General features: G+C 66.0%; 5 protein-coding genes. 3 read left to right on the top strand and 2 right to left on the bottom strand.

Annotation, left to right across the window (positions count from 1 at the left end):
• Positions 1-68 precede the first annotated feature (68 nt).
• From cobU to bluB, 3 genes are read left to right on the top strand one after another with little or no spacing between them, the layout of a single operon-like run.
• The gene (gene cobU / locus BCCGELA001_RS14705) at positions 69-572 is read left to right on the top strand and encodes a bifunctional adenosylcobinamide kinase/adenosylcobinamide-phosphate guanylyltransferase (protein WP_008554343.1); all 504 of its coding nucleotides are present in this window, start codon (positions 69-71) and stop codon (positions 570-572) included.
• Positions 569-1,351, top strand: a complete 783-nt coding sequence (gene cobS / locus BCCGELA001_RS14700; protein WP_008554341.1) for an adenosylcobinamide-GDP ribazoletransferase — start codon at positions 569-571, stop codon at positions 1,349-1,351. Before cobU ends, cobS begins: the two co-directional genes overlap by 4 nt.
• Entirely contained in the window at positions 1,351-1,983 is a 633-nt protein-coding gene (bluB, locus tag BCCGELA001_RS14695) for a 5,6-dimethylbenzimidazole synthase (protein ID WP_008554340.1), read from the top strand. Before cobS ends, bluB begins: the two co-directional genes overlap by 1 nt.
• Before the next feature lie 217 nt (positions 1,984-2,200).
• On the opposite strand, the gene BCCGELA001_RS14690 is transcribed toward bluB, so the two are convergent.
• The gene (locus BCCGELA001_RS14690; protein ID WP_060737657.1) at positions 2,201-3,886 is read right to left on the bottom strand and encodes a ShlB/FhaC/HecB family hemolysin secretion/activation protein; all 1,686 of its coding nucleotides are present in this window, start codon (positions 3,884-3,886) and stop codon (positions 2,201-2,203) included.
• Positions 3,887-3,897: 11 nt separating this feature from the next.
• Complete coding sequence (locus BCCGELA001_RS14685) at positions 3,898-20,580, bottom strand: leukotoxin LktA family filamentous adhesin (protein WP_060735632.1); 16,683 nt, start codon at positions 20,578-20,580, stop codon at positions 3,898-3,900.
• Positions 20,581-20,610 lie beyond the last annotated feature (30 nt).

Raw genomic sequence — 20,610 nt, 5'->3', positions numbered from 1 at the left:
TCGCCGCCTGATTTCGGCTTTGTCTTTGCCCGCGATTGGTGATTAGTGCTGGCCGACAGGAGACTTTGATGGCCGTCATCTTGATCACCGGTGGAGCGCGATCGGGCAAGAGCACGCGTGCGGAGGCGCGCGCGAAGGGCTTTCCCGGCCGGCCCGTCTATCTCGCGACGGCGGAGGCGCTCGATACTGAGATGGATGAACGCATCGCGAAGCATCGCGCGCGTCGTGGAACCGACTGGATCGAGCGCGAGGTGCCGCTCGATCTCGTGCCCGCGCTGGTCGCAACCGATGGCGGCGGTGCAAGGCTGGTGGATTGCCTGACGCTATGGCTCTCCAACCTCATGCATGCGGAGCGCGACTGGGAGAGCGACGTCAAGCAGCTTGCGGACGCCCTGCCCCAGCTCAACAGCCCGGTTGTTCTCGTCACCAACGAGGTCGGCCTCGGTATCGTGCCTGACAACGCGCTGGCACGCAGCTTTCGCGACGCCGCCGGCATTATGAACCAGACCATCGCGGCCGCTGCCGACGAGGTCGAGTTGGTCGTCGCGGGCCTTCCGATGAAACTGAAATGATGCCGCGCGCCGAGCTGCTCAAGGACATCGTCGCCGATCTCAGGATGGCGGCATCGTTCGTCACGATCCTTCCCGTGGCATCGTCGAAGCCCGCCGGCGACGGCGCGATCGCGCGCGCGACATGGGCGCTTCCGGTTGCAGGACTCCTGGTCGGCCTCGCCGGCGCTTTCGTCTACATGGTCGCTATCCGCATCGGGCTGACACCGAACCTTGCCGCCCTGCTCGCTCTCGCGATCACTGCCCTGATCACCGGCGCATTGCACGAGGACGGGCTTGCCGACACCGCCGACGGGCTCGGTGGCGGGCGCACGCGCGAGCGCAAGCTTGAGATCATGCGCGACAGCCGGATCGGCACCTACGGCGTCTGCGCGCTGATCCTGTCGTTCGGCCTGCGCTGGAGCGCGCTCGGGGCCATCGCCAATCCCTGGGCCGTGATGCTGGCGCTGTGCGCCGCGCACACCGCTGCACGTGCGGGCGTGCCGGCCTTCATGTCGCTGGTGCCGCCGGCGCGACCAGATGGATTATCGGCGAGCGCCGGAGCGCCGCCGGGCCGCAGCGTCGCGATTGCCTTCGCCGTCGGGACGCTCGTTCTCGCGCTCACGCTCGGGCCGGGCAAGGCGCTGGCCGGCCTGATCGTGCTATCGCTCGCCGGCCTTCTGCTGGCCCGGCTTGCCATCCGCCAGATCGGCGGACAGACCGGCGATATCCTCGGTGCGTTCGAGCAGACCAGCGAGATCCTGATCCTGCTGGTGGCCGCCTCCTTCCAGTCGGGGCGATGATGGTCGAGTTTGACGATATCTTCCGCCAGCATCTGCACGAGCTGTTCGTGTGGCGCCGTGACGTGCGCCGCTTTCGAACTGATTCGTTGCCAGCCGGCAGCATCGATCGGCTGATCGAGACCGCATGCCTCTCGCCCTCGGTCGGCCTCAGCCAGCCCTGGCGCTTCGTCGTCGTCGAGGACGAGGCACGCCGCGGCGCCGTGATCGAGGACTTCAAGACGTGCAACGCCGACGCGTTGAGCGCCTATGCCGGTGAACGCGCGGCGCGCTATGCCACGCTGAAGCTGTCGGGCCTCGAGCAGGCCCCCGGCCACCTCGCCGTGTTCGCGGACAAGACCAGCGACATCGGCCACGGCCTCGGCCGCGCCACGATGCCGGAGACGACGGAATATTCGGTGGTCGCCGCGATCACCGCGATGTGGCTCGCCGCGCGTGCGGAAGGTATCGGCATCGGCTGGGTCTCGATCCTCAATCCGGACCGCATTCACGCCATCCTCGACGTGCCGCCATCCTGGAAGTTCATCGCCTATCTCTGCATCGGCTATCCGGAAGCGGAATGCGACCGGCCCGAGCTGGAGCAGGCGAAATGGGAGCATCGGCGCAGCGCGGATGAGTTCACGCTGCGGCGGTAGCGCTCCGCACAATCCGTCGTCGAGCCACGGTGTTCGTGTCCCGGACGCGGTGCGGCACGCAGTGACGCTCCGCAGAGCCGGGACCCAGGAGACTGGCACTTGCCGCTGCATGGGCCCCGGCTCTGCAGCGCACCGCCGAAGAGGCGCTGCGCTGCGTCCGGGGCACGAGATCGAGACTGTCGTGCAATGATCGCGGAGTGTGCGGCGTGGCCCGCAGCTACGACTTGCTTCTGCCGTCCACCGTCGCCACGGGCGCGGGGATTTCCTTCTGGAACATCAGCAACGGCCGGAAGATGATGCGGCCATAGGCCTCGTAATGGTTCTGGGTCGAGACCGCCATCTTCAGCGGCGTCGCGTAATTCGCCTCGAAGGTCATGCCCGGCATGTAGGTCCAGGAGAAGCCGACGCCGACCGAAGCGAGCTCGGTGACCCCGGGGAATGTCGAGTACACCGCGCCCCAATCCGTGAAGACGTAGGTGTCGAAACCCCTCAGCCATTGCGACCAATTGTAGTGCAGCTCGGCGTTGAAATAATAGCCGCTGTCGCCGGACGCCGAGTTGGAGGGATAGCCGCGCACGGTGGTAGGGCCGCCGATCGAGAATATCTGGCTGCCGGGCAGCAGCTTCTCCTGGGTGTACTGCCAGCTTGCCAGCACATTGGCGCTGAAATTCGCCGGGCCCGCGGCGCTGGTTGCGAGCAACGAGCCGGTATAGGTATTGAACGTGCGGTTGCCGCCCAGCACGTGATCCTGCCATTCGATGTAGTTCACGGCGGGCGAAACGGTGATCGAATAGGCGTTGCCGGACTTGGTCACGGAGACGCCGGCGGTGGACCTGTCATAGTGATCGTCGGTGACGGCGACCGTGGCGAAGCGGCTCACCGTCTTGCCTTCGGTCAGGGCGGCGTTGACCAGCACCAGCCAGTCCTGCGTCACCCAGACCGGTTGACTGAAATTGACTGAGGCCTGGCTCGAGCGTCCGGTGACGTCGAGCGCGACGAACGGCCCCTGAATGATCTTGATCTTGCCTTCGGTGTAGCTGACGCCGACGCGCCCGCCCCAGGGATTGACCGGAATACTGTAGGCTGCGTTGCCGTTGAGATTGCCGTCGGAGCGGACCCCGTAGAAGGTCAGGCGGTCGTCGACGCCGAACAGACCGTGACGCTTGTAGAAGGTGCCGCCTTGCCAGCGGCCGGTGTTCTCCACGCCCTGGTTGTCGACGAAGAGCTGCCAGGTGTCGACCGGCGGCTCGATCACAGCGAACTGCAGGTCGGTCAGGCCGAAGCTCGTGCCGGGCTGGAGCAGCGCCTTGATCTGCACGTCATTGGTGCGGTTGAACCAGATCACGTCTCGATTGAGCTTGGGAACGTCCAGGACCTCGCCTTCGGGCTCCTTCACGCGATCGAGGATGTAGTCGGTGCGGGTTTGCTTGTTGCCCTCGACGGTCGTCTTCTGGAGTCGGCCTTCAGTGAGCTTGACGCGGACGACGCCGCCCTTGGCGTCCTGATCCGGCAGCGTCGCGATGCCCGTGACGATCCCGCGCGCGGCGTAGACGGCGTTGATGTCGGCGACGAGCTGCAACAGCGCGGCGATGTCGACATCCTTGCCGACATATTTCCTCGCGATCTCGTCCAGCTCCGCGGGCGTGATGAACTTGGACTCGTCGAAGGTGACCTTGCGCAGGCGGAATTTCGGCCCGCCAGGCTTCAGGAGCTGGGACTTTTCCCGCTCGCCGCCGATCACCGCCGGCCCGGTGAGCTTGGGCGGCGCGCTCTGCTGCTCAAGCTGCCGCCGCTGCCGGTCGATATCGTTCTGGATCACGCCGGGGTTGATCGACTGGGCGCGCGCGGAGGCGATGCAGGATGCTGCCAGCCCGACCGCCAATGCTGCCCCCAGAATCCGCATGCCCAAGCCCGTCACCATGCCTCTGCCAGGCGACCGATTGCCGGCTTCACTGTTTCGATCGCCGCATCCTTCCAGCCGGGACGTCCCGCACGCTGTCCCTTCTGGCGCAGCTTGCGCATGTCGCTGAGCCCCTCGATGTTGACGGCGGGGCCGGCGCCGACGGTCTCGACCGGACGCGGCGTCAGCAGCGCATCTAACCGCGCCTGGCCGGAGAGGCCGAGCAGATAGAACGTTCCGCCGTCCTTCTTCGCGAGCCAGGTCTCGATGCTCTCGGTGCCCTCGCCGTCGACCGAGATGTTGCGCACCATGCTGGCCCCGGTGAAGTCGTAGCAGCAGGTGTGGGTCGAACCGTAATTGGTCACGGTCGCCGAGATGTTGCCGGTGTAGAACACCACATAGGCGTTGCTGACATTGGCATTGCCGGTCTGGCTCATCGTGAACACGCCGCCCGGCTGGTAGAGCTGGAGCGCAGGCCAATTGGACGGCGCCGGCGAGCGGTTGTTGAGCAGCACCTGCGCGTTCGCGGTGGTCAGCATCAGCTGGCCCGGAATGTAGCCGTTGATGATGGAGACGGCGGGCGCATCGGTCCAGAAGGTCGCATCCACGGCCCTGAACTGGTTGATGATGATGTGCTCGGGGTCGATCGAGACGTTGGCGGATTTCGCGACGCCACCATTATAACCAGTGATGTTCATGATCAGCGGGATCTGCGGCGTCGATCGAATCTGCTCGCCCTTGACGTTGATCGTATCGGCCGCGAGGTCGAGCTCCTTCACGACGCTGACCCAGCCGATGGTCAGGTCACCTGGCGAGGTCAGCTTGATAGTGTTGCCCCTGATCCTGTCGAGCGAGACCGGGCCCGCCGAGACGAAATGCGTGTCGCCGTTGGCGGAGATCGATCCGCCGCGGATCGCACCCGTAGTGGAGCGCAGGTCGATGTCGCCGGCATCGCCCGGGATGCCTGTGGTCGTGAGCTGACTGAAGACGATGTCGTTCACGGCGTGCAGGGTCTGGGTGCCGCCGCTGATGGCGGTGCCAACGGTGATCGCGCCGGCCGTCGCGGTAAAGTCGAGCGGGCCGCCGACGTTGAGATTGTCCCAGTTGACGACCGTTCCGCTGAGAACCGCGTTGCCGGTCGAGGTCGTGAGGCTGCGACCGGTGTTGGCGCCCGCCGCGACCAGCCGCGCCGAACCATGGGCCGAGACCGAGCCGAGCGTGGTCGCGCCGCCAGACGTCACCGTCTGCGCCAGGATGAAGCCGATGTCGGCGGTGACGTTGATGTTGCCGGCATCGCCATTGATGCCGGTTGCCGTGAGCGCGTTGAAGATGACGTTGTCGCGGGCGTGAATGGTCTGCGTGCCCCCGCTCTGCGCGGTCTGGAAGGTGATGCCGCCCTGGCTCGCCGTCGCGCCCAGCGTCGTGCCGACATTGAGCGTGTTCCAGTTGATCGGGCCGGTCGCCGTCAACAGACCCGAGCCGGTCGTGGCCGCGAGTGTGTTGCCGCTGATGGTCGTGGCCGCCAGCAGCGTCGCCGAGCCGTGGGCGGAAAGCGAGCCCAACGTGGTCACGCCGCCCGACGTCACCGTCTGCGCCAGGATGAAGCCGTTGTCCGCGGTGACGTTGATGTTGCCCGTATCGCCGGCATTGCCGGTGGTCGCGAGCGATTTGAACGTCACGTTCTGGGTGGCATGGACCGTCTGCGAGCCGCTGCTCTCGGCGGTGCCGATGACGATGCTGCCGTTGTTCGCGACGGCGCTGGACCTGCCGCTCGCCCCGGCCGCCGTGCCCGCCACCACCTGGTCGAGCGTCAGGCCGCCCGTGCCGATGATGTCCACGCTGCCCCTCGCTGCCGACAACAGGCTCGCCTCGGTGTCGGTGAGAACCTTGACGTAGATGTCGCCCGCGCTCGTGCTCGCCGACAGCCGCGCGGCGCTGAGAACGAACCGGCTCGTGGCATTGCCGATGCCGTTCGATGCGCTCAGCGACACTTCGGCGCCCGCGCCGGACGCCACGAACTTGGTCTGGCCGTCGCCATTGTCGACGATCGCGCCCAGCGAGGCGACGCCGCCGGCGGTCACGATGACCGAGGGCGCGTTAGAGGCAGCCGCATAGGACAGTGCCGAGTTCAGCTGGCCGATGGTCGCATCACCCGTCGTGGTCACCGAGATCAGTCCGGCGGCATTGATGGCCGAATAGGCACCCATCGACAGCGTCGCGGCGACCAGCGTGACGCCACCGGAGCTGCTGGTCGCGACCACCGGCGCCGCGCTGGTGCCGGCCGCAAGGGTCATGCCGCGGTTGGCGAGCAGCTGCATCAGGCCGACGCTGGTGATGTCGGCATTGACGGTGAGCGCGCCGCGCGAAACGTTCAGCGTCAGAGCGCCGCCGGCGGTCAGCGTTCCGTTGGGACCGCTGCTGCCGACCACGAGGTCGCCGGTGACGGCGAGGAGGCTGAGGTCGCCGACGGCCGAGCCGGTCACGGTGCCCGAGATGTTCACCTGCAGCGGCTGAAAGGTCGAGCCGTTGAAGCCGATATGGCCGCCGGCGCGCAGGTCGAGGTCGGTGCCAAGGATGTGGATCGCGCTGCGGTCCGTGAAGCCGGCTTCGGCGTAAATGCTGCCGGTCGCGGCGAGCTGGATCGCATTGCCGGCGGAGATGTTGCCGAGAATGAGATCGCCGGTGGTCTGCTTCACATAGATGCCCTGCGCCGACGAAACCTGGTCGAGCTGGTCGTTGCCGGGATCGGCGAACGCGATCTGGAGCGCGTTCGAACTGGAGCCGACATTGCCGCGCTCGGCAATCAGGGTCAGGTTGCTGATGTCACCCGAAATCACGGCCCCGCTCGCATTGGCGAAGACGCTCGTCACGGCGTCGAGCTTGACGTCGCCGCGGCCGGTCACCTGGATGCCGTTGGCCTGAGCGGCCGTGATCGGGCCGTAATTCGCGGTGACGCCACCGAGCGCGAGGCTGTTCTTGCTGCCGAGATAAATGTTGGTCAGCGCCTTGGCCGAGATCGCGATCGGGTTGTCGACGACGACCAGGTTCTGCTGCGACAGGCTAACCGTATAGGTCGTGACATGGGTGGTCGGGTCGGTCACTGCTCCGACGGTGAGCTGGCCGGGACCGGCCGTCGCCAGCAAGCCTCTCTGCTCCGGCGTCAGCGAGGAGGAATCGACGCTGGTGAAGGTGAAGGTCTGGGGCGCGGCCGAATTGCCGACCGAGCCGCGCGGCGCGTAGAGCATGATCTGATTGGCGCTGACATTGGCGACGACGTTGTCGTCGATCGGCGGTGGAGCCGCGCCGACGGCCGACGACGACACCGTGTAGGCGAGCTGGCTCTGCGTCCACTGCGAGCCCGCGGTGATGATGCCGTAGACCCGCTCGGTCGACGCGAGCGTGTAACTGTAACTCGCATTGTAGGCATTGAGCGCGGTCTGCAGCGCCGCGTTGCTCGGCAGGCGCTGATTGGCCGTCGAGACACCGTCGAACAGCTTGGTGAACAGGGTCGACGACAGCGAGCTGCCGAACAGCGTCCCCAGCGGATCTGTGGGCGCGCTGCCGAGCAAAGTCGTCAGCGAGCTCTTGAGCTGGTCGGTGGTGATCTGGCCGAGCAGGAACTGATCCCGCAGGAACCGCGTCGTGGCCTCGGTCTTCATCTGCGTCGCGGTGACATTGGCGGGATCGATGCCGAGCTTGGCCGCGACCTGCGCCCGCAGCACCGTCTGCCCCACCGAGGTCGGAGCGTAGGTGCTGCCGTTCGGGAACGCGATGTTCTTGAGCTGGAAGTAGTCGTTATAGGCAGACGTCACCATCGACTGGTAGCTGTTGACGGCGTTGGTGGCGGCATTGCCGCTCAGCAGGTCGAGGCTCGTCCAGACATCCTGGAGATGCTGGCTCTGCGCCGGGGTGAGACCGACCGCCGCCCGGCCGTTGAGGATGCTGGCCTGGTTGCCGTCGGATCCGGCGGCTTCCAGGAAGACCGGGCCGCCGGTCGACTGGATCGTGCCGAGGCGCAGGTCGCCCTTGGACTGGACGATGTAGGTGCCGGTGGCCGAAGCGCTGTCGAGCACGCCGCCGTCGACGGTGCCGTTGGTCTGCGTGGTGCCGGTCGCCTGGATCACCAGAGGATTGATGTTGGTCAGGGTGGAGGCGCCGTTGACGACGGCGCTGGTCGCGCCGATCGCGCCGGCGCTGGAGTTGATCTCGACATTCTTGCCGATCACGACCGGCGTGGCGACGTTGTAGGCGGCCGCCGAGTTGATGTCGCCGGTCGCCGAGATGAAGACGCTGCCCTGCGGCGCGCGGCCGGAGACACCCGAATTGACGGCGACCTGGTTGATCGAGAGCGAGCCGACGGCCGCGATCGCGATGTCGCGATCGATTGAGCGGGCGGTCAGATTGCCGCCGTAGACCTGCACCTGGACGGGAACGCCGTTCGCGCCGAGCGAACCGATGCCGCCATCGGCCTGCAGCGTGACGTTCTTGCCCGAGATCATCGGGTTGTTGGCGCTCGCGCCTGATGTGATGGCCGAATTGGCGCCGGTAGCGATGACCGTCGTATCACCCGAGAGGTTGTTGATCGGCCCGTTGATGACGATTCCGGAGTTCGAGCTGACATTGACCGTGCTCGCACCGCCGCCGCTGAACTGGATGTTGATCGGGTTCGACGCCTTGACTGTGTTGGTCAGCGTCAGGGTCAGGTGATCGTAGATCTGCTGATACCAATTGAATTGGGTATCCGCACCGCAGCACTTGTCAGCGGTCGTGTTGTAGCCGCCGCCATGATAGCTGCCGGTCGCCGTGATCACTTCCTGGAAATTGGCGGTCTGCAATTGGCCGGTGTTGCCGCCCGCGCCCGTGGCCTGCATCACGTTCTCGACCAGGCTGATGGTGCGGGTCCAGTTCTCTCCGGTCGCCGCATTCGGCGTGTAGTGCCAGCCATAGTCGAACTGCGTGCTGGTCACCGGACGATCGAGCGTCGCCGTGTCGACCCACTGATAGTACATGTTGGGCTTGACGGCGTACTGGATGCCCGCCGTTCCGCTCATGCCGGTCAACATCGCACCGGTGTAAGCGCTCGCATTGACGCCGGCCGTCCTGTACGTCGACACCTGCTGTCCACCCGACGCGGACGGATTGTAGACGTACCACGTCGTCTGCTGCTGAAGCTGATCGACGATCTGGATCACGCTGGGCGCGCTGACGCCGGTGTTGATGGTGTTGGTGACGAGCTGGAGGCCGGTTGTGTTGTTGACCGTGATCGTACCTGCACCGCCCTTGACCGCGATCGTGCCCTGGGAGGTGCCGTCGGTCGACGTCGAGATGATCTTGCCGTTCAGATAGACGTAGCCGCCGGAGCCCTGCACCACGCCGTTCACGAGGATCCGGTCGGTGAGCGCGTTGTACCGCACGCCGATCTTGATATCGCTGGCGACCAGCGGCGCGGCAGCTGCCGTGATGTCGTAATAGCTGCCGTTCCGCGCGTTGGCCTGGGCCTGGGCAAAGGCCGCGCTGTTGCTCTTGAGGTCGTTGATGGCGGACAACGCGCCGCTGCCGATGTCGACCGAGTAATTGCTGCTCGTGCCGCTCTGGATCAGGCCGTTGACGTTGATGACGCCGGCCGAGATGATGATCGCTTGGCCGAGGATGAAGGGCGCGTTCGCCGGGTTCTGGTATCCCGAGGGCGTGGTCGAGGCCCAGTTCGTGATCGCGTTGGTGTTCGCAGTTCTCGGCGTGATCACGTCGTTCTGGATATTGACGACCTGGAAATAGGCCGAGCAACCCGAGCAATGGAACGGCGAGAAGAACTTGGCCGTGTGGTTGGTGGTGACGGTGTTGCCCTGGGCATCCGTAGATGTCGTGGTGTAATCGTAAGTCGTGTTGCTGAAGACGCCCTGGCCGGCATAGGTGTCCCGTTCCCAGGGCGCGGTGACGATCGGCTGGACCGTCGGTCCTTCCATTGCTGCAAGCGTCGCGGGGCTGCCGACGCTGCCGCCGCCTCCGTTGGGCGTGCCGTTGCCCATCGGCAGGAAGATCGCCGAATAGAGCGACAGGCCGTCGTAATAGGTCATCAGCATGCGCGCGGTGAAGACCGTGCTGTTGGCGGCCGTTTGCTGAACGCCGGTGTTGCCGTCGACGCAGCAGTAATAGAAATACGGGTGATTGCCGCCAGCGCCGATATGCGGACTGTACGCGTAATCGCCATAGGCGCCGAGGAAGGTCGCCGCCGCCATGACCGCTGTCAGCGTGTCGTTGGCGGCCGGCTTGTACTGGACACCGGCCCATTGCGCGGTGACGTCGTGGTTGGAGTTGTAGAAGCTGCCGATACCGCCGAGGAAGATGAACGAGCCGTTGGGCGCTACCATCTGGATGGTCGCGGCATTGAGCGACTGCGACGCCACGACGCTGCCGAGCTGGCTGGTGATCTTGAGCAGGCCGTTCTCGTTAGTGACGAGGCCGTCGAAGTAGATGTCGGGCTTGCGGGTCAGCTGGTTGCCGTTGTCGTCGACGCCGAGCCCGGTGCTGGGATCGACGCGGTTGTAGGTCGCCGAGATGTCGATGATCGGCGTCGCGCTCGGCATGGCAGTGAAGGTCACGTTGGAATGCGAATCCGGGTCGACATGGTCGATCTGGCGATAGGTGATGTTGCCGCCGGTCACGTTGGTGACCGTGAGGTTCGCAAAGTCCATGAAGTCGAGGCCGCGGTTCTCGACCTTGATCGTCGCCGAGCCGCGCGCGATGACCGCTGGCGCCGAGTGACCGGCGAGACTGTTTCCGGTCAGCCTCTGCGCCAGGATAGAAACGTTGCCTGCGGACACGAGCATGTCGCCGAAAGCGAAGGCATTGCCGCCGGCATCAGAGGTATATGGCGCCTGCTGGATCAACGCGTTGATCTGGCGCTGGATATCCCCGGTCGGATCGGCCCCGGACGGCGTCATCGTGGCGGGATGTGTGGACGTCGACGCCGCGAGCGCGGTCCGGATCTGCGCATCGGTCAGGCCGGTCAGCGTGCCGAGCTGGTTCACGATGTTCTGATAGGGATTGAAGCCGCCGACGATGGTGTACTGGACCGTCTGGTGGTTCCAGCTCTTCACCGGGCTGAAGTGATCGACGTCGGCGACGTATTCGAGCGTGGATGACAGCGACGAATACGGGCTCGTCGTGCTCAGGGTCGGCGCGCTTGCACCGAGATCGATCGTGATGAGCACGTCGTTGTTGATGCCGGCCACCACCAGGCCGTTGAGCGCGACATCGCCGGTACCGCTGGTGTGGCTGTGATTGTCGCTGTTCTTGGCGCTGAAGATGTCCAGATATGGATTGTAATTGCTGCCGTTGCCGGTCGCGGTCACCTGCCCCTGCGTCGCTCCCAGATAGATGTCGCGCACGCCGAGCACGCGCGAGCCGTCGGCCAGCGTCAGGCTGCTGTCGCCGCCGGCATTGGCCGTGCCGCGGTAGAGGGTCGAGATCGGAATGGCGGTGTTGTTGTAGACGACCGTCGTCGCCGTCGCCTGGATGCTGCTGAAGGTGATGGTGTCGCCCGACATGCCGGCAAAGATGTTGATGTCGCGCCAGGCCTGGATCGTCGTGCCGCTGTCGACGGTGACGTCCTGGTTGGCGTGGACCCAGGTGTTGGTGCTGGCACCGACGCCGGCGATCGCGCCGTAGAGGCTGGCGTTGGCGTTGTTGGACGCGGCCATCTTCGCCGCCGTGCCGATGAAGATCTTGCCGACGCTGAACAGCTCCCGGGCATGGATGTTGACCGCCAGCGTGGCGTTCGCCGTCATGTTGGATTCGGCGCCGCCGCCGGCGAAGAAGCTGGCCGTGGCGAGGCTCGCCGTGTCCCTGGCGTTCAGCGTGTTGTAGGCCTCGATATCGATCACGCCGATCGACGTGCGGGGGTCACCGTTGAGGCTCAGGATCGTCCCGGCGCCGATATTGGTGGTGACGGTCTGGGTGACAGTGGAGTCGCTCAGCGCAGCCGCGCCTGAGAACGAGCCACCGGAGCCCGAACGCGCGCCGCCGCCCGCCTGATTGACGATGTCGTTGGAGATGACGACGATATCGCCGCCATCCGTGTTGATGATCAGATGCGTTCCGATCTCGGCGGTGGTGGTCGAGGTGACGTCATTCTGCGCCTTGCCCGCGGAGACGCCGGCCGTGGACGCCTGGTAGGCGTCGCCGCTGGCGGCATAGTTGGTGGTGTGCGTGGCTTTGACGCTCAGGCCGCCGAAATAGAGCGTGTCGTCGGTGGTACCGCCGTCGAACCGCGCATTGGTGACCGCGGTCGAACTGGTCGTGGCGACGGCCGCGGCGCCGGCATAGGTGCCGCCCGCACCGACCGTCGCGTTGGAGACGTTGGTATCCTTGCCCGTGGCGGTGATCTGAAGGATGCCGGTGTAGTTCTCGTGGTTCAGGGTATCCATGTCCGCGGGCGCGCCGAGATAGGCGTAGGTGTGCGCGTTCGAGGACGTCTGCGCGACGGTCGCACCCAGCGCCAGGAACCCGGTCGAAAGGCCGGTCGCCTCGGCGTATTGAGCGCTGTCGTTCTGAGCCGCGATGAGCACATCGGCGTTCGGAAGCTCGATCGCCGTGCCGCCATATGCGCTGACGGTCGCGTTCTGGGAAGCCTTCGCGTAGCTGCCCTGCGCGCCGATCAGCGAGCCGCCGCCACCGGCGAGCGCCTTGGCATAGGTCGTCGTGCCATAGATCGTCGTCGTAGTTCCGTCGGTGTTGGTCTGCGTACCGATGATGGGGACGAGCGCCATCGCGGTCACGCCCAGCGCGCCGCCCGAGAAGATGGCGTTGTCGCCGACATCGGCTGTGACGGTCGCTCCGACCGTCGACTGTGCGATGGCGACGCCGACCGCACCACCACCCACCGAGACGCCGATCGCCTCGCTCGACAGATTGGGCGTGATCGATGCCGTCACCAGCGTGCCAACACCGGTCGCGGACGTCGTGATCGAGGAACCCGTGCCGATCTCGGCGGTCACGCTCGAATTCTCGTGCGCCTCCGCATCCGCGCCGACGCCGGCGAGGATGCCTCCGCCCAGCGCCGTTGCAGTCGTCGACAACTTGCCGGCTCCAGCTGCGCCCACCGCCAGCGTCGAGGTATTGACGGTGGCGTCGTCCAGGACCTTCGCCGCGACCGAGCTCGACCGTCCAGCCGTTGCGACCGAGGCGCCGACCGCCGCGGCACCGGCGGTGACGCCGCCCGTGAAAACGACCTGGGTCGAGGAATCCTGCGCCATGACGGCGACGCCGGTGCCTCCCGTGCCGGTGACCTGGCCGCCGAGCTGGGCCGTCACGGTGTTGGTGACATTGCCGAACGCCACGGCAGCCTGCGCTCCGAAGTAAAGCGCCGCGCCGCCCGCGATCGCTTCGGTGTCGATGGTCTTGCCGGCGTAGGGTCCGGTGTTGGCATCCTTGACGACCGCCGCGACGGTCACGGAGGGCGCGGACACGATCGCGCTCAGATTGGCCAGCAAGCTGCTGTTGACGCTGGTGTAGCCGATGCCCGCGCCGATGCCGACATTCTTGGCAAAGCCGGCGCCGAGCAGGTACATCTTGGCCGCGTTGGCGCTGGTGGCGCCGACATTGACTTGCGTGCCCGTGACGTTGCCGCCGGCGATCTGCGCGGTGACGCCGTCATCGCCGCCCGTGAGCACGCTGCTGACGTTGTAGGTCGACGTCACGTTGGCACTGTTCGGATTGCCAGCCGTCCCGCTCGCGACCGCATTGCTGCCTTGCGCGGTGTTGGTCCGCGCGTTCACCGCTGCGATCGTTCCGTTGCCGCCCTGATTGAGCTGGCCGGTCTGCTGCCCCTGCGTATCGGGATCGGCGGTGTTGGTGCCGATGATGATGACGCCGACGGTCGCACCGATGCCGACGCTGCCGCCGATTCCGGCGGTCACCGCATAGGACAGCACTTCCTTGGTGCTGAGCGCATTGACGTTGATCGCGCCGGACGAATTCAGGTTGCTGTTGCGGCTTTCCGCGATGGTCTGGCTCTTGAACGAGATGATGTTGGCGGCGGCACCGACGCCGACACCGGCGCCGCTGGCGCCGACCGCGAGCGCGCCGGCGATCTCCTTGATCGCCACGTCCTGGTTGGCATTGATGGTAACCGCGCCGGCGGCACCGCCCGTCACCGATTGCAGCGTGGTGTCGTAGACGCCGGCGATGGTGGTGTTGCTGGCGATTTCGATATTCGCCATGCCCGCGATCGCCGCCGTTCCCGTCGAGAGCGCGCCGCCGATCGCATAGGCTTCGAAGCGGTTCTTGGTCTTGGCCTGGACGTCCATCGCACCGCTCAGGTTGAGCGCGGTCGTATGTGGTGTCGTGCCGCCGTGATAGGCGAATTCGTCGCCGACATAGGCCAGGGTCCGGTTCGAGGAGACCTGGACCAGGAAGGCCGCGCCGATCGCGGCCTGGCTGCCATAGGCCCCCGAGCCGTTCGCGGAGAAGATGCCGGTATTGTTGTTGGCATTCACCGTCAGTGACGAGGCCGTGAGCGCGCCGCCGTCGACATAGGCTTGCGTCGTCGCCAGGAACACGTTCAACCCGACCGAGCCGGTGTTGAACCCGACGGCGATCGACGACGCATCCTGCTCCGCATTGGCCTTCACGGTGACGGCACCGACCGTCGGGCTCGACGACTGCACGCCGCCGACTGTGGAATTGGTGATGTAAGCGAAAGTGCTTCGCGACATCGTCGTGCTGATGACCGTGGCGCCGCCGCCACCGGTGCCGGTGGGCGGGACGATGCCTGCGCCGAACGCGCCAGAATAGGAGAAGCTCGATGCGGCGACCACGATCTGCGGCGCCAGCGTCGACGAGGTCAGGCGCGTGTCGATGGCCGCGCTGTCGATATACGCTCTCGTCGTCCCGCTCATCACATTGGTGATCGGGTTGATCATGATGGCAATACCGCTGCTCGCCGCGAGCGAGGCAACGTTGGTCACGACCGCCTGGTGCGAGCTTGCGATGACGGCAAGGCCGCGCACGGTGTCCTGGTTCTCGGTGAGATCGGGTGCCGTGTCGGTCGGTGCATGGGCCGTGCCGAGGTCGAAGGCATGGACGAGCGTGCCGTTGTTCACCGACAGCGTATCGGTCGAGCTGGTGCCGAGCGCATCGACCTTGGTGTTCGCCCCGCTGATATAGGCCGCCGTGGTCCCGGTGATCTGGTTGGTCACCAGCGAGCCCGCGCCGCCGGCCGCGCCCTTGCTGATCGACACCGCACCGGCGAACACGCCCGCCTTGTCGTTGTTGCCCGCGATTACGGCGACATTGTTGGTGGCGGTGACGTCGGCGCCGTTGATGCCATTGGTGCCGGCGGCGGTGATGCTGGCGGTAACGTTGGTTCCCATCAAATTGGTGGCGACCGAGCCCGCAAGTCCCACCTGCGAGGACATCGCGACACCGACGGCGACCGTCGAGATGCTGGCGTTCGAGTTTGCAGCAACGGCAACGTTGCCCGAGGCCGTCAGCTTGGAGCCGGTGACGCCGGCGCTGACATTGTTGGCGATGCTGCTGTTGACCAGGGCCAGGCCCGCGGCGCTACCCTGCGTCGAGGCACCCGCGACCGCCGCGGAACCGGTGATGCTGGAGTTGTCGGTCGCGGTGACCGAGATGTTTTTGGCCGTGACGGTCGACTGCGTCGTGCTGGACAGGTTGTTGCCGATGGCCGCCGAAACCGTGTTGGAGATGCTGCTGATCGTGGTGCCGCCGACGCCCGCGAACTGTCCCGTCGCAAGACCAAAGCCGATCGTGACCGCCTGGATCTTCGAGGAATCGACCGCGCTCACGCTGACATTGCCGTTGCTGCCCGCCGACATCAGGACGTTGGCGATATAGGCCGAATGCGTGGTCGCGATGGTGTTGTAGACGATCGAGGCGCCGACATTGTTCTTGCCGGCCTGGATCAGTCCCGCAACGGAGACGATGCTGGCGCCCGGACCGTTACCCGCCCCGTCGTTGAGCGCCGCCGCGCTGAAGTCGATGCAGTTCTGCCCGCCGGTGCCGCCGGCGACGGTGCAGGTGTCCGAGGCGAGAAGATTGTTGTTCGACTTCTTGACGAGGTTGCCGAGCGCCGTATCCAGCGCCGACACGGCGCCGCTGTCCGCCAGCACCGTCACGCGGGCGACATTGATGTTCACCGTCGCGCCGCTGTTGATATACGCGGTCGTGGTCGGCGTGATCTCGCTGACGACGATCGCGCCGGCGAGTCCGTTGGACCCCGCCCCGCCCGAGGCCGCACCGGCCGCAATCACGCTGGCGGTGTCGGCCATCACCAGCAGCGTGTCATAGTTCGAGATCGAGCTGCTGCGGATATGCGCGTCGGTCGCGTTTCCGCCGGTGGGATCGCCGATCGAGGCATAGGTCAGCCCGATGCCGACACCGGCCTGCCCGCCCGAGATGTAAAGCGAGCCGCCGCCGATCGCGACGTTCGTGGTCTGGTAGGCATCGACCTCGAGCGCGCGGTTGACGCCTGAGGACTGGCCCGTGATCGTCGAGCTCTCGATATAGGCGTTGGCACTGTCCGTGATGATGCCGACGGAGGCCGACAGCGCCGCCGCGTTGGCTTTCGATCCCGCCACGCCGATGGCGACGACGGTCTCCGAGCCGCCATTGAGCGCCTGCACCGTCACCGAACTCTGGTTGTTCACCGTGGTGCCGTAGATATAGGCGAGCGTCGCATTGTTGGACATCGCCGCCGCGATGGCGCCGCCGATCGCAGCGCCCTGAGCGGACGCTCCGGCCAGATTCAGCGCCGCGGAGCCGGACCCATTGTTGAGCATGGTGTCGTTGAGCGCCTGGACGATCGTGTTGGTCGTGACAGCGGTGGCCGTGGTGTACTTGTTGACTGTCGTGTTCCTGATATAGGCGCTGGTGCCGAGCGAGACGTCGCTCACCGACGAACTTCCGGCCAGATCGATGCTGAAGCCGTCGGTGCTCGATCCCGACGTCGAGCCGATCTTGCTCGCGGCCGTCGTCACGCCGCTGGTTCCTCCGGTCGCGCCGGCACCCGCAGCGCCCGCCTTGTCGGAGAAGCTGGAGGCCGCCGGCTCCGAGATCGATGCCGCGACGGCAGCCGCGGTGATGCGCCCTGAGGTGGTCGCGCTGATCGTGAGATTGTCGACATTGACCGCGCCGCTCCCGCCGCTGTTGCCTGCAAACGGATCGTTAGCGCTGAACGGGCCTGGGCGAATGTCGGAATGGTTATCGCCGATATAGGCGGAGGTGTCGGTATTGGCTCCCAGATAGGCAACCGCCAATCCAACCGCCGAACCTCCGCTCGTGTTGCGGCTCATCGCGCCGGCAAGCGTCACGACCGACAGATCCTGCTGCGCCAGGATGCCGACGGTCGGGGCATAGACGGTGGCCTGGCTCGAGATCGACGCATGCGTCGTATTGTTCAGGAATCCGAGCGAGGTGATGCCGTTTAGCGCCAGCGCGCCCGCGGCCTTGCCGGACGACGGCGCCACGGCGACGAACTGGTCGGACGTGATCGCGTTGACGGCGATGTCGTCCGCCGCGCGCACCGTCGCGCGATCCGAAACGCCGGCAATGGTGTTGGTGTTGAATTGGACGAGATTGAGCGCACCGCCGACCGAAGAGCCACCCGACGTGTTGCCGGTCAGGAAGCCGAGCGTGCCGACATTGCCGGCAGCGTCGATCGACGCCGTGGTCGTGGTCGCCGCGATCTGGATGCTGGCGTTGTAGGTGTGGAGATCGCCATTGTCCATGCCGGCCGACCAGCTGCTGCCGCAGGCCGCGGTCGTGCATGTCGCCGTCAGGCTCGCGCCGCCCGCGACCCACGCCGTCGTGTTGTTGTTCACGACGAAATGGTTCAGCGAGCCGGCGATACCGATCGTGTCGCCCGCATCCGCCGTAGCGTTGGCATAGCTGGTCAGGATGTTGCCGCCGACGCCGAGGCTGCCGTTGAGGTGGCTCAGCACCGCGCCGAGCCCGTCCCATTTCAGCCAGGTGTTGGTGATCGGCAGTTCGGTGGTGGCATCGACGGCGATGTTCGCCGCGTTGATCAGTGTGCCGCTGCCGACATAGGCGTTGGAATTGTGGGTGAAATTGCCCCAGGCCACGGCCGCGCTGATCGCCGTGCTCTCGCCGGAGACCACGTCCTTGGTGATCGCGCTGGAGGTCGCATTGCTGCGCACGCCGCGATCGATGACGTTGCTGGCGACGGCGACGTTGCCGCTGGCATAGATGCTGGGCGCGCCGCCGCTCGGGTTCTGAGCGATTGCAGCGGTCGCGCTCTGCGAGCTGTTGGCGAGGGAAAGCGCGGCCGCGGCCTTGAAATTGAAGTTCAGCGGCACCAGCGAGGACATGTGGTCCTGGATGATCGACGTCGGCGCGGTGACGGCGCGCAGCCCTCTCTCGATCGCCGCGATCAGGGCCGGCAGGCCGGCGATCGACGAAGCCATCGTGGAATTGCTCGTCGTGTCGGACGTCGCCTCCACCAGGACGGACGCATTCATCCGGCTGGACGTACTGGTTCCGAGCGATGCGCCGAGCGTCGCGGTCACGGACGTCGTGATGTCGCTGATAGCGAACGCACCGCCGACGCCGCCGCTCGCGCCCAATCCGGGTGCCGCAACCGACGTCGCGCTGGTCGAGAACGAATTGTTGTTGATCGCGCGCACCTTCAACGTGCTACCGCTCGTGTTCACCGTGCCGGCTGCGATATGCGCGCCGCTCTCGACGTTCGCGATCGTGGTCACCGAACCCTTGGAATAAGCCACCGTCGGCACGATCTGCGCGCTCGTCGATGCCGCGAGCGCAGAGACGGCGATGGTGGCGTCATTGAGCGCCTTGATCTCGAGGTTGCGGCCGGCATTGATCGTCGCGCCCGAGGCCACGTTGGTCGTGGCGATGCCGTCGATCTTGCCAACGACCACGCCGGCCGCGACCGGCGTGAGGCTGCCGAGCAAGGTCGACGCGATCGCCGGATCCGAGGCGGTCTCCGAAGCATGGGCGGAAATGGTGACATCGCCGCGGCCGTTGATGTCGGCATGGCTGTTGATGTTGATGGTTGCGGTGGCGCTGGCCGCGACATAGCCGCCGTTGAGGCCCAGCAGCGAGCCGGCCAGCGTCGAACCGACGAGCGCCAAGGCGCCGACCGGCGAACCGTCGAGGAAACTCGATACCGCGGTCGAGGTCGCGGTGATCGAGACTGTGCCGCCGGTGATCTTGCCGTCGACCGTGATCGCAGTCGCCGCCGTGGCCTGCCCGGACAGCTTGATGTCGCTCGCCGTGGCCCGCAGCGTCACATTGCCGTCGGTGTAGTTCGTTCCGCCGAAATTGACCGACTGGGCCAGGATCTGCGCGCCGTTCTTGATCTCGATGTTCGGCGCGTCGATGATGACGTTGTTGGCGTTGCCGGTCGAATGGCCGGAGCCGTCGAGGCGGCGGGCGTCGATCACCGCGTGCGCAGCGAGCGTGATCGAATTGTCCGCCTGGATGAGGTAGTCGGCACCGGCGCTGAGTCCGGCCAGCGCATTCGCGATCGAGCTGTTCGACAGCGTCACGCCGGTGTCGCCCTGGCTGGCGTCGCCGACGACCAGGTCGATCGGATCGAATAGCAGCGTGCCGGCCTTGCCGTTCGGCGCGGCCACGTTGACGGCAACGCCGCGGCCGACGTCAATGACGCCATTGGCGCTGAAATCGACGAGGCCGGCATTGCCAGTCTTCGCGCTGGCGTCGAACTTGGCGCCGCCCGCCACGGTGAGGTTCTGCGCCGCCTTAAGGCGGATTTCGCCCGTGTTGCCGACCGTGCTGGCGATGCTCAGCTTGGCATTCTTGCCGATATCGATGTTGTTGCCGGCCTGAACGGTGATGTTGCTCGGCGTCGCACTCTTGCTCTGCGCCGTCAGGCGCCCGTTGACCCTAGCATTGTTGACCGCGCCAATATGGATCGAGCCGTTGCGCACGGTGATGGCGCTGGCACTGCGCAGGCCCTTGGAATTGACGGATGCCGCGAACTTCGCGGCGTGGTCGAGATTGGCGATGTCGCGCTGGCTGGCGCCGCCGACATAGACGTTCTGCCCGGTCAGGCGCACGCCGTCCTGGGCGTTGACGCGGCCATAGATGCGGATGTTGCCGTCGGGCGAGACCGGGAACGAGCCCGCCATGAGGTTGCCGACGGCCGACTGGTTGATCTGCCCGCCCGCGCCGATCAGGCTGTCGCTGAACTCGCGCGTCGGCGTCGAGACGTTGAGGCTGCCGACATTGACCACGCCGCTGCGGCCGACCACGAAGCCCTTGGGATCGGCGAAATAGACGTTACCGCCGATCGCGCCGTTCATGTAAGAGTTCAGCGTGCCGTTGACGTAGACCGGGGCGTCGCGAACGATGTTGACGAGGTTCTGCGTGCCGGTCGGCAGTTGTAGGTTGACGGTGTTGCCCTGCCCGACGCTGAACTGCGAGAACGAGTTGAAGGCATTGTTGCCCGAGACCGTCGACGTCGTGACGTTGGTCACGCTGCCGGAGGTCTGCAAGGAGGTCCCGGTGCGGCCGTCGGGAATGATGACGTTCGGCGTCTGCGCCTGAACGCGGACGCTGTACACCGGGAGGAAGACCATCTGCATCGCGCAGAGCAGCGACATCGAACGGAAATGCGCAAGTCCGCGCAGGCCCCGTCCGTCAGTGTCTCGCGTCGCAGATGGTCCGCGCATTTCAGATCCTCTTCATCGGCATTGACGCCG

Origin of the sequence: Bradyrhizobium sp. CCGE-LA001, assembly GCF_000296215.2 — a bacterium.
Taxonomy (GTDB): domain Bacteria; phylum Pseudomonadota; class Alphaproteobacteria; order Rhizobiales; family Xanthobacteraceae; genus Bradyrhizobium.
The sequence above is the reverse complement of the archived record's forward strand: the minus strand, read 5'-3'. Positions and strand labels throughout refer to the sequence as shown.